A 12,619-nucleotide genomic window follows, 5' to 3' on the forward strand; every position below is an offset into this window, starting at 1 on the left:
CGTTGACCTTAAAAATACACATATGACACCATTTATCGCAGAATTAATAGGAACAATGCTTCTTATACTCTTAGGCAACGGCGTTGTCGCCAATGTTGTCTTAAAAGGAACTAAAGGAAATAATTCCGGCTGGATTGTAATTACAACAGCTTGGGCATTAGCCGTCTTCATCGGCGTCACTGTAGCCGGACCTGTAAGCGGTGCCCACCTAAACCCGGCAGTCACCATTGGTCTTGCTACCGCAGGAAAATTTTCCTGGGATTTGGTTCCAACTTATATAGCCGCCCAAATGATAGGAGGAATGCTTGGTGCCTTTCTGGTTTGGCTATTCCATAAGGATCATTTTGCTATAACAGAAGATGAACCAGGAATGCTTGCCTGTTTCAGTACAGGACCAGCCATCAGAAAGACTTCTTCTAATCTTATCAGTGAGATTATAGGAACGTTTGTACTGGTATTTGTCATCTTCCACTTTTCGGATCCGAGTATTTCGATCGATATTGACCCTACAGCAAAAGTAGGATTAGGTTCTGTAGGAGCTTTTCCTGTTACGTTCCTTGTCTGGGCAATAGGTTTGTCTCTGGGCGGAACTACAGGCTATGCAATTAATCCGGCAAGGGATCTGGCTCCAAGAATCATGCATGCTATTTTACCTGTAAAAGGGAGCAGTGATTGGGGATATGCATGGATACCGGTAGCGGGACCTGTGATAGGAGCTGTGCTTGCCGCTGTTTTATATGGACTCTTAACTTAAAAAATACAGATGATGAGAATTTTAAAAGGAATCTTCCTGCTCATGCTAGGCAGCGGAAGGTTATTTTCTCAGGAAACTACTGAGACTAGGGAAAACAGACTTGATTTCACGGCCAACATTCAGAATAATCATTTATGGAGAGGTTTAATCATTACTGATAAGCCTGTTGTAATGGGAAATCTATCCTATGCCCTGGATGCGGAAAAAAAATGGAAAATAGGAATCTGGGGAGCATCCGCTTTAGCAGATGATAAAGACAATACCCATTATAAAGAAATCAATTATTATGTTCAATATTCTGACGGACGTTTTTATATCGGACTTTGGGATCTTTATAATTCCAGAAACATTAATACTGCGGTAGCTGCAGATGACATCTTCAGCTATTCACAAAGAAGAACGGCACATATTATTGACTTAAGAACCAACTATACGTTCGGGCCTTCATTCCCTATTAATATTGAAGCAGATATTATGCTTTATGGAGGCGCCAATGCAGGAGAGGTTGTTCTTGAGCCGGACGGAAGTTATAAAAAGAATAAATATTCTACTTATGTTCAGGCAAGTTACCCCGTAATAAAGGGTCAGAAAGTGAATCTGGATGCATTTGTAGGCGCCGGCTTTGCTCTTAATGATAAAACGTTCCTGTATGGAAATGGCAAAAACAGTTTTGACATCGTTAATATAGGTGTAAAAGCAGGTAAGGTTGTTAAGATTACTGACCATTACAGTCTTCCTGTTTATATGATGGCCATGTGGAATCCCTCTAATAAGTTTGCAAGGATTCAACTTGCTGCGACTGTTTTTTAACCCGAATATCTACCACAATACTATAAAATCACTCCTTTGGAGTGATTTTTTTGTTATGGATGATGATGACCAACTGTCAAATTAAACCACCCCGTCAAATCTTTGATTTGACACCCCTCCACTGGCGGGGAATGGTTATACGAATGTTATGTCTGGGATTAATAACGGTCTTATATCCAATCACCGGGATTTCACGGTTTATCTTTTAAGTAAAAATTTTTACTTTTGAAGAAAAAAGAACTATGAAAAAATTTTTCAGTATCATGATTTTGTGTATCAGTATTTTGTCTTTTGCACAGGTAAAAGTTCCTTTTACGGGACATAGAAGTTTTGATATTATGGAGGGCTACAGTGGTACCGGTACTCCTCATTATTATTTGGATGTGAAAAAAAACGGTGATGTCTTTTTTGGATATGTTCAGGTAAATCAGGCTAACGGAAAAGAAACTACAGAAGAAATAAATGCAGGCAAATACGGAGCAAACAAAGTAATGAAAGTACATTTCAAAAAATTCGATGAGACTTTCTTTGTGAAATTTGATAAAAATAAAATCTTTATGACCGATGAAAAGGGAAATATTCAGAATCTTGAAGGCTGTTGCTCTTCCAGTGAGAGTATGGATAAAGAAACCTGTACCTGTGAAAGTGGACTGTATGAATAATAAGATAATATAGCGCCACTCCTTTGGAGTGGCTTTTTGTTTAATGGAAAGAAAAAGGCCACCCATTAAAAATTCTTTGAATTTTTGCCACCTCTCTGGTGGAGAGGAATGGTTATAAGAATTGTTGGGATTTGTTGAGAGTTTGAGATCATGTAATTTGTCAGGAATAAGGAATCACCGGGATTTTACGGTGTATGGTTTCTATAAATATCTTTACTTTTGAAGAATCAATTATGCACACCACGGTATGAAAATCCTAAATATTTTATGGGTTTTATTTTTTATTGTTTCCTGCAGTAAAAATGAAAACCATCCCTACACGTTCTATTATTGGAAAACCAATTTGAAACTGAATCAGGAGGAGAAAAAAGTATTGGCACAGGCTTCTGTTCCTTATTTATATACCCGCTTTTTTGATGTTGATAAAATAGGGGGAAAGTTTCAGCCTGTGGCTGTCATCACCAAAGACCAGAGTTTTCAGACCGATAAGCAGGTGGTACCTACTGTTTTTATCACGAACCAGACTTTACTGAACATTTCTTCGGAGGAGATAAAATTCCTGGCAGAAAGCATTCATCATTTAATATTGAAGAAAACAGAAGAGTATCATTTAAAAATCAACAATGAAATTCAGATCGACTGCGACTGGACAGCTGGTACACGTAATGATTATTTTAAATTTCTAAAGGAACTGAAAAGGGTTTCCGGAAAAAACATCACCTGTACTCTACGTCTTCATCAGGTTAAAGATAAAAAGCAGACCGGAATTCCGCCGGTAGAAAAGGTATATCTGATGTGCTACTCCACTTCTTCCCCATTAGAGAAATCTGATAAAAACTCCATTCTGGATGTGGCTACATTAAAAAGTTATCTTTCCAGAATTGAAGAGTATCCCATCAAAACTATTGAAGTAGCACTCCCTATCTACTCATGGGGAATTGTTACCAACCATCTGGAAAAGCATAAGCTTATTAATGCATTATCTACAAAGGATCTGCAAAATGAGCATTTTAAAAAGATCTCTGAAAATGAGGCTGAAGTTTTGAAAGACGGTTTTTACTTTGGAAGCTATCTGAATAAAGGTTTTAAAATAAAGGTAGAGGAAATTTCAGGTGAGCAGCTTGAAGATGTCATCCGCTTTCTTGAGAAAAAAATACCTCATTTTAATATTATTTATTATCAATTAGATAGTAAATTTGTGTTAGATCGAAAATTTTAAATCATCATCACAGATGAAGGCAGAGTATTACTACCTGCACGGATTTATATTATGAATCATTATAAAAAATTAAAAACACCACTCTACATATGAAAAAGTATATTCTTTCACTTGCAGTGGCCTCTCTTTTCTATACGAAATCTGATGCCTGCGCCTGGTCGGATCCTGACTACGAATACTTCAATCTTTTTACCCAGAGTATCATTAAAGATAAATCTTACCTTCCTTTTCTGCACAATTATTCCAGCAGATTCTACACGGGTTATAAAACCTCGTTGATTCCTGATGACAATCTGGAAACATGGAAGAAGTATTTCGGCAACCAGCTTAATCATGCTGAAGCTTATGATCTGGTTTATAAGATCAGTATGAACGACCTCAATAGTCTTAAAAACGGAAATCCTTCCAACCCTCTTCTCCAAAAGCTGGGTTCAGGATTTTACCAGAAGTACCGCGAGGGAATAGATTATTTAATTGAGGCTAAATATCTGGAACCTTATATGAGCATCAATTATATTGAAAGTGAAAATTCATTTTACTATGACAGAAATGCCAACACTAAGAATGCGACGGCTCTTGATTATGACAAAACCATTGCTGCTTTAACTTCTTTATACAATGCTGCCAGAAATCCGGAGATTAAACAGCGCTATGGATACCAGCTGGTACGTCTCAATCATTATACAAGAAATTATGATGCTTCACTGCAGGCATTTAAAACCTATATAGAGCCAATCAAGCTAAAAGGTGCTGTTTATTTTATGGCACTGGATCAAATGGCAGGTGCTCAAAGGGGACTGGAGATGAACAGTGATGCCAACTGGAACTTCTTCCAGGTATTCATGAACACTAAAGACCGTAAAGAATCTTCTTTTGTATCTATGAAACTTTCGGATACGGCTTCTTTCAGCAATATTATGAAAAGGGCTAATACCAATGAGGAAAAAAACATGGCTTATTTCCTTTTAGGCTATGAGGATTTCAACAATCCTATTCCGGTTATGGAAAAAATGTATGATATTAATCCTGACTCTGAAATTCTGAAAGTAATGGCCGTAAGAAGTATCAATGAACTGGAAAGAAGTTATCTTCCCACTTATTATTATACTGATGCTGCTTCCGGGAGAGTTTCTGTACAAAGAGGAAAAACGGATACCAAAGCTTCAAATGATAATGTAGCGGACAACACTACCACAGTGGTAAAAGAGGAAAAGCTTTCTTTCTGGCAAAAGATTGTAAGGTTCTTTAAAAACCTTTTCGGAGGTTCTAAGTCTGAAAAAACCGGTGATGAAGCTAAAGCTGATCAAAGTGATGATGAGCTCTTCAGTAATCCGGACAGGATACCTTTCTATACCCGAACAGGGTATTATTATGATCAGAAAACACAGGACTTCCTTGATGCTCTGGAAAAATTCACTGATAAAACAAGGGAGAAATCTAAGGATGAATACTGGCAGATTGCCAATGCTTACCTTAAGTTTTTGAAAAAAGACTATAAAGCAAGTTCTGAAATTCTTAATGACATCAAAACCACCAATCCTGAGTACCAGGAGGAGATCAAGAGAATGAAAGTGCTGAATGATATTGTATCTCAGCCTAAAATAGATGCAGCATACGAGGATCATTTAATGAAAGATTATCCTGAATACTTTGTGGAAAAACCTGTAAAAAAAGACACTGCCACCACAGATAATTTCGATTATTATGGGGAAGCACCATCTACTGCAGACTTCCTTAAAGATGTCTTGGCTAACCGCTACTTCCTTCAGGGTGAGGATGGAAAATCATTCCTGATGAATAATAAACTTTCTGACCTTCAGTATAACCCGAACTCAAGTCTGGTAAAAAGTGTGGAGGACTTCTACAGAAAGTCAAATAAAACACAGTTTGAGCAGCAGGTTATTGCCAAAAATATGGACAGTGTAGGTAATATTGATGCATTTTTCAATACCATTTATGGAGACAGAGCCATGAGGCTTACCAATTTTGAAAAGGCTAAATCCCATTATGAAAAAGCGCAGAAATTTGCCGGAATCCCAAGAGTCAATTACGACTGGTCAGAAAAAAGCGGTCAAACCATCACTGCAAAACAATATACACCTACTGAGTATAACGGTTTTGATAATATTTCAAATCTTGTGTTTGGTCATAATGTTTGGGAAAGCTTCCAGAGTTCTGAGGCTGAAAGTATGAAAGCTGAAAACTACACTGATTTCCCTTTCATCAAAAGCAGTATGAATAAACTTGAACTTGCTGATGTTTTGATCCAGCTTAAAAAGATTGGAAATGGTGCTGATGAAAAAGCTGCCAAAGCCAACCAGCTTATCGGAAATTTACTGTACAACACCTCTATTTTAGGATATTACAGAGAGTTGTTCGTCATGGATGTCGACAATAGTAATGGTGGAAAGTATAACTTCTGGAATACCGACAGAAAGAACCCTTATAAATATTATTACAAAAACTTCCTGGACACTTCCTATATTGAGCCTGACAATTTTGACCTGGCAATTAATTATTATCAAAAAGCCCTGAAGCTTTCCAATAATAAGGAAGAAAAAGCAAGAGTTCTTTTCCAGATGGCTAGTGCTGAACAAGGGAAATACTATCAATATGAAGCAAAAAACCAGATGGATTATGATTATTCTGACCCTAAGTGGTCTGAAAAATCTGATGCTCACCAAAAGGAACTGGACAATCTGAGAAATCAGAAATACAGAACCTATTTTGCACAATTGAAAACACAGTACTCAGATACTGAAACCTCAAAAGCACTGATCGGAAGCTGTTCTTATTTCAGTTACTTTATGAGATAACATCACTACATAAAAAAACCTCTGAATCATCAGAGGTTTTTTATTTTAGATCTTATGTTATTTCTTAATAAACTTGGTTTTGATATTTTTCCATTATCGTTTATGGTCATGAAGCAGACTCCCTATCTTTACTCTTTACTTCCTCTTCTGCAATGACCCTAAGAAGCTTTTATAGTATGGCTTTTTACCCTTACATATTCAAAATCAAGAATCATCAACACAATTATACAACACACAACCACATCATAATCAATTATTTACTACTTTTGCTCTATCATTATGACTTAATGATAGAGTAAAACTAAAAACCATTAACCAAAAAAATCAACACAACATGAAAACGACAATCTCAGACGAGGAATTTTACGCCGGATTACAACGGTTACCCAAGCCCAAGTATCCCTTCCCAAATTCTATTCACCATGATTTTCAACTTCAGAGGGAAGAATATTATGATTGGATTGACAGGGAGTATATTTTCCACAGTAAAGAAGCCCGTGAAAAACACAAACAGCATAACTTGACTGATATTGCAGCACGCGGTTGCCCTTTTTTAAAGAATCTGGCAGAATTGAGACCATTAGCTATTTATGCTGCTGATGGGGCTATGATGGATGATTATTTTGATCGTTGTTCATATGATGAAATGAAAGATATAGCAACTCACATTATGACTTTGCTTACTGATGATGATCCGGATGAACCAGCTAACAATGATATATTTCATCGATTCTGGATATTAAGACAGAGCGCCATTGCATGTGAAATGCCAGAACGATTATATAAAAAATTCCTAAAATCTTTACATGAAGTACTTATTGGGTATGCAGACGAAAGAGTATATTACAGATCAAACACAATCCCCCCTCTTCCCGTTTACCTATTGATTCGTGAGGCTACAAGTGGGGCAAAACCTTTTTGTCAATATGTAGCTATGCAAAAAGATTATCGACAGCTACCTGACAGCATACTGGAGCATTTACATATTCAACGCCTTCATACTATTTGTGCTCTGATGATCGGAATACATAATGATATTATTTCTTTACCAAAGGAACTCCATAGAGAAGAGGACACCATGAATCTGGTGAAAGTATTACAGCAAGAGCATAAAACTTCAATAAAAGAAGCCTATATGATGGCTCTGGAAGTGCATGATAATTATTTAAAAGAATTTCTCGTATTACAGGAGCATTTACCTTCTTTTGGTCAATGGCAGGAAATGACCCGCAATTATGTACAGGATCTCGGTATTATGGTAGCCGGCGTATATGCTTGGCACACGAATGATACATCCCGCTATGTAAATGGAGGATATGTAGAGGGTGAATTTAACAGCAAACAATAAAAAAAGGAATCTGAATGATTCCTTTTTTTGCTCCTGCTTCTTCAGCCATTCTTCATATTTATTTTTTAATAAACTTGGCTTTGATATTTTTTCCATTATCATTTATGGTCATGAAGTAGATTCCTTTTACGAAGCTGCTTACATTTATTTGACCTTCACCAATTATGCCTTTTGAAATCAATTGCCCTGGAGCATTGAAAATTTCATAGGATGATTTTGGAGATACATTTTTCACATTCAAAACATTGTCCACAGGATTCGGATAAACCTGAACCGATTTTATTTTTCCTGTTTCCGAAACGGCCAATGTACCTGCTGTCATTTTTTTTACTGCATAGAATACATTTCCGATTGCTGAAACTCTTACATGAATCGTCTTTCCAGCTAAAGAGGCAGGAATGAAAACATTTGCTGTTCCACTGTTAGGTACTGATGCTGCTAGATCATTCCATGTTGCACCGCTATCATCAGTATAATCAATTTTTACATCAGCCACATTATAAGGTGCGGCTGTAGTTCCGGAAACCGTCCATTTAATTTCTGAACTGGTATCAGGAGTAAGAGATGCTGTATCCACTTTGAAGGCTTCTGCAGAGCCTACTACAATGGTTTGTGTAGTATGAGCGCTTTGCCCCTGCCCCGGTTTATTATCTCTCACGGTTACACGGAAATGAGTTGTTCTTGCTACCGTACTTGCTGCTTCAAAATCATCAGCATTCTTCACCTCTCCATTTAATACGGTAGAAAGCTTAGGGAAATATCTGGTAGGACTTAATGTTGGTGGCCATGATCTGAAGTTGGCCCCTGAGGTAGTTCGTCCAATGTAAAACTTATTAATGCCGTTATATAAATAACTTGGATCTACCTGTTCCCAGGAATAAGTTAATACATCCCCATCCGGATCTGTTGCCTCTGCGGTGAGTGCAAATGCAGTATTCATCGGGATGGTATAAGTTACCGGCATTTCTGTAACTACCGGAGGGCGGTTGATAATGGTAGTTATGGTACCACAGTTCACTCTGGCACCAGTCAGAAAATTATCCTGTACCTGATCAATACTTACAGAATGAAAAAACAGATCGGAGTGCTTCTGCACATCTGTTGAAGCTCCTGTAATTCCTGCGTACCCCATGATTGTTGACCCTGATCCAGGTTCTACCTCTACACCAGTTCCCTCTCTGTTACTATACGTATGGTTGTTTCCCAGTTGGTGCCCTATTTCATGGGCTACAAAATCAATATCAAAACTATCTCCGCTAGGAGGCAGCTGAGTTGTGCTGTTAAAATCCCAGGTTCCGTTCGGATACCAGTTTACACCCGGCGATGTAATACCGGATCCCTTGTAGCTGTTATTGGCATTACCCCCTACATTTAAACTGTTATTGCATACACAGCCTATACAACCTGCGTTTCCTCCTCCTCCGGAGGCTCCAAACAAGTGGCCTATATCAAAATCGGCATCTGTAACTCCGTATACTCCTCCATGTAAAGTATCCATCAGCTCTATATTCCATGATGACGGCGGTGAGGTAAGATCCGTAACGGTACTGTAAGGGTCAGTATTTGGATCAGTAAATAGGGTTTGTGTATTATTAATGAGGTTTACATGTACATTAAACTCCTGCTCAAAAACTCCGTTCACCCTTGTTAATGTAGCATTGATTTGCGTCATGGCTCCGGAAAGCCCTCCAAAAAACTGAGTGTACTCTCCTGTGGTAGAGAGTGCCAGTCTTAGTGTTCTGAATTTCTGATTTCCACTTCTCCTGGCAAATGCTGTTTTATCAGAGTACGTCTGCATCTCCTTCATTTGGTCTACAGCCTCTTTTTTTTCAGTGGTATTACAAACAAATGCATGCCCGTTCCTGTTGGTTTTCCCGTGGACAGAATAAAAAGATTTATCTGCAGTAGCGGGCTCAATAAACTCATACTTTCCATCATTTCCAATGATCATGGACTGGAAATCATTGGGGCCAACACTGAATCTGATATACTTGGAAGGATCATCAATACCCACCCCCACATAAGATCCGAGTTCATACTGTTTTGCCAATGCTTCATCCATAACCGGAAAACTACTGACCGCAAATCTTTCCGTCTTTCCGGATAATGTAGGAATATTCACACTAATAGCAGAACCTTCCCCGATTTTTGAGGTCCTCAGTAACTGAGTTCTGATCTGATCAATATCGAGTCTATAATAAATCGAATTATCACTTTTCTTTACAATTTTTTCTTTAGGTACATTCTGACTCCATTGGGCGCTTACTATTGTTGATAAAAACACAAATGGTAAACATGATAATTTTAAATTCATATAAATATGTTTGTATAAAAATGATGTCTTCACCAAAAAGTTCCTTCAAGAAATTTTATAATGAAGACTAATTATTCTTTCTTCCGTTCCTGCTTCTTGAGCCATTCTTCATGTTTATTTTTGAAGAACTCATGCTTGTAATTCTGATTTCTCTTTGCCGCATCAATAGAATGCGAGGTATGGATATCCGCATCCTTTTTGGCAAACTGAGCCAGATTTTCGTAATAATGGTGGAGCTGATCCAGTTCCGTTTCTGTAAGATCTTCAATATCTACAATTCTGTTACTGGCCTTTTCATGGGCAGCAATCAGCTCGTTCAGCTTTATCTGTATAGCTTTAGAATCTTTATTCTGGGCTTTTTGAATAAGGAAAACCATTAAAAAGGTAATGATCGTAGTTCCTGTATTGATCACAAGCTGCCAAGTTTCCGAATAATCGAAAAAAGGACCTGTTACCGCCCAGATAATGACCAGAAGCATAGCTCCGATAAATGCAACAGGACTTCCTGTAAATTTTACTGCCTCGTTTGAAAATTTCTCAAAAAAATTATGATTGTTGTGACTCATGATAGAAGTTGTTTTACATAATAAATGTATAAAATTACCATGAACCGGGATAAATAAAGTTGAGTTTTCAGTTGGGAAGTGGTATCTTTTATTTTATTTTCTTAGCCCTATGCCACCAGATCAGAAATCCTGTCACAGGTAGAGAACATCCGATAAGAGACACTATAAAATAGAGAATGATACTGGGTAGTCCCATGATTTCTCCAGTATGCAAAGGTTTGGCAAGTGTTGTAAACTGTTTATTGAGAGGCTTTGCAGAGAACAATTCCCTGGTTTTAAAAACTCCTGTTTTATCAAATGTCACTTCATCCGGAAGCATCATTCCCAGCAGGTTCTGCCTGTTTGTTTTGATGATCACATATCGGGGGTTATCTTTATTAGGTAACGCTACACTTGTAACAGCAGTATAAGGAAGGTACCGGTCCGAAAGCTGTATAATTTTATCGATAGAAGCAGACGTTGAATTTTTAAGATTTTTCTTTTCATCCTGCTTCTGGAGCATATCTTCCATAAGCCCACTGAACGGATCATCGCCATTCTCATTATTATTTGAAATATGATCAATTGAAGATCCTCCGAGACTCACAATAAGGCCATTTTTCACCCAGGGATAGGTTATATACAATCCTGTAACAGCAATAAAGAAAAGCATCAGGAAGCTGTAGAATCCAAGGGTATTATGGAGGTCATAATTCAATCGCTGAAACTTTGCTTTCAACATGACAGTCAGCCCTTGTTTTAGAAACTTCAGTTTTTTGGGCAGCCAGAGGATAAATCCTGAAATCAGCAACCCACAAAATACAAGTACCGCAGCTCCTACCACCTGACGTCCGGCATTTCCCATCATCAGGTTTCTGTGAATATCAAGTACAACTTCAAAAAAGTGGCTCGCTCCGATATCTGCCGGCCCCAGAATTTCACCTGTATACTGATTATAATAAGTGCTTTTATCCAATTGATTTTCCCGATATCCAATAACATAGCTTCTTCCTTTATCATCCGGAATCAGAAGGGAGGTCAGCTCTTTTTTCTGTTCTAACAATTCTGACCGGATCAGATCCGGGTTTTTAACTTTTCCGGAAGCTGGGCTGATATATACTTTATCTCTGTTTGTAAATTCTATAACCTGGTTTTTGAATGCATACAGGCAACCGGTAAGACACATTAGAAAAACAATGACCGCTGATAAAAGTCCCAACCAAAGATGAATAAGCCACATCAGATATTTAGTAACCGATTCATTCTTCCTTTTTTTCCGGTAAAGGCTTTTAAATAATAACTTCATTTGGGCATATAACAAAAACATTAAGATGGTTGGGGTCACCTTAATGTTTTTTAAATTAAAATTGATATGAATGATTGATAATTTTAAAGGGTGACCTATAAATTAATTTCGCTGAATAATCTGCTGTGTATATTGTATAAGCCTTACAAGAAAGTTCTGTGATACGGGTAGAACTTACTTTCCCTTCTCCGGATGGGAATCCGGATCAAATTATTTTCTTCCTTTAAACTGAACCTCTTTTACGATCTCTTCGAATTTCGTATAATGTTCAGGAGTAAGTGTATTTTTAATGACTGCTTTTCTCTGTGCATCAAACTTTTCCCAGTATTCTTTAGCCAGGTCATTGTTACCGTGATACACATCGTGAGCATCGTTGAATGCTTTTTCAAATGCATCATTCGCTGCATTGACTACTTTAAATTCGTCTTCGGAAAGCTGTGCTTCTGTTTTTATTCTTTCTAAAAGAGCATTGTCATATCTTGGTCTTTTTCTGGAATTTTCATCAACGAATTTGTTGAACTTTTCCATTTGTGGGCCATCCAATACTTTGGCCATTTCAAGAGACTGTTGTGCTCTCAGCTCTTCATTTTTTATTCCCAAAGCCACACGGTCCATATTTCCTCCCTGTGCTTTTGCGGCCTGAAAATTCTGTTCCTGAAGATCCTGATATTTTTTAGTGATCTCATCAAAGCTTTTCGTCTGATCGGGTGTAAGCTGTATTTCAGTTTTGAACTGGTTATAATCAATTCCTTTCTTTTTCTCTCCGGAACATGAAGCAAAAAAAGCTCCAATACTAAGGGCAAAAACTAATGATTTTATACTTTTCATAATAATGATTTTGTTGA

Annotated in this window: 10 protein-coding genes; 6 read left to right on the top strand and 4 right to left on the bottom strand. The window is 37.6% G+C overall.

Annotated features, from left to right (window positions below):
• Window positions 1-22 precede the first annotated feature (22 nt).
• The 6 genes from DRF57_RS16020 (at window position 23) to DRF57_RS16045 (ending at window position 7,609) form a co-directional block, all read left to right on the top strand.
• On the top strand, window positions 23-754 hold the full coding sequence (locus tag DRF57_RS16020; protein WP_115919580.1) for an MIP/aquaporin family protein: 732 nt from the start codon (window positions 23-25) through the stop codon (window positions 752-754).
• Window positions 755-796: 42 nt separating this feature from the next.
• Window positions 797-1,564 carry a hypothetical protein gene (locus DRF57_RS16025; RefSeq protein ID WP_115919642.1) on the top strand — a complete coding sequence of 256 codons (768 nt, stop codon included), beginning with the start codon at window positions 797-799 and terminating at the stop codon, window positions 1,562-1,564.
• Between the two features lie 242 nt (window positions 1,565-1,806).
• A complete protein-coding gene (locus DRF57_RS16030) occupies window positions 1,807-2,226 on the top strand; it encodes a hypothetical protein (RefSeq protein WP_047491395.1) in 420 nt (139 codons plus the stop codon).
• 247 nt (window positions 2,227-2,473) lie between these two features.
• Window positions 2,474-3,445: a hypothetical protein gene (locus DRF57_RS16035; protein ID WP_115919582.1), complete on the top strand. Its 972-nt coding sequence runs from the start codon at window positions 2,474-2,476 to the stop codon at window positions 3,443-3,445.
• 89 nt (window positions 3,446-3,534) lie between these two features.
• The gene (locus DRF57_RS16040) at window positions 3,535-6,261 is read left to right on the top strand and encodes a hypothetical protein (RefSeq protein WP_115919584.1); all 2,727 of its coding nucleotides are present in this window, start codon (window positions 3,535-3,537) and stop codon (window positions 6,259-6,261) included.
• A gap of 334 nt (window positions 6,262-6,595) precedes the next feature.
• The gene (locus DRF57_RS16045; RefSeq protein WP_115919586.1) at window positions 6,596-7,609 is read left to right on the top strand and encodes a terpene synthase family protein; all 1,014 of its coding nucleotides are present in this window, start codon (window positions 6,596-6,598) and stop codon (window positions 7,607-7,609) included.
• A 58-nt stretch (window positions 7,610-7,667) separates the two neighbouring features.
• On the opposite strand, the gene DRF57_RS16050 is transcribed toward DRF57_RS16045, so the two are convergent.
• The 4 genes from DRF57_RS16050 to DRF57_RS16065 all read right to left on the bottom strand — a co-directional run bounded on the left by DRF57_RS16050 (window position 7,668) and on the right by DRF57_RS16065 (window position 12,602).
• Complete coding sequence (locus tag DRF57_RS16050) at window positions 7,668-9,923, bottom strand: zinc-dependent metalloprotease (RefSeq protein WP_115919588.1); 2,256 nt, start codon at window positions 9,921-9,923, stop codon at window positions 7,668-7,670.
• Between the two features lie 71 nt (window positions 9,924-9,994).
• Window positions 9,995-10,489, bottom strand: a complete 495-nt coding sequence (locus tag DRF57_RS16055; RefSeq protein WP_115919590.1) for a low affinity iron permease family protein — start codon at window positions 10,487-10,489, stop codon at window positions 9,995-9,997.
• 88 nt (window positions 10,490-10,577) lie between these two features.
• On the bottom strand, window positions 10,578-11,774 hold the full coding sequence (locus tag DRF57_RS16060; protein ID WP_157969905.1) for a PepSY-associated TM helix domain-containing protein: 1,197 nt from the start codon (window positions 11,772-11,774) through the stop codon (window positions 10,578-10,580).
• Window positions 11,775-11,984: 210 nt separating this feature from the next.
• Window positions 11,985-12,602 (bottom strand): hypothetical protein, encoded by a 618-nt coding sequence (locus DRF57_RS16065; RefSeq protein ID WP_115919594.1) that lies wholly within the window; start codon window positions 12,600-12,602, stop codon window positions 11,985-11,987.
• Window positions 12,603-12,619 lie beyond the last annotated feature (17 nt).

The organism is Chryseobacterium rhizosphaerae (assembly GCF_003385455.1).
In the GTDB taxonomy this organism is placed as follows: Bacteria; Bacteroidota; Bacteroidia; order Flavobacteriales; family Weeksellaceae; genus Chryseobacterium; species Chryseobacterium rhizosphaerae.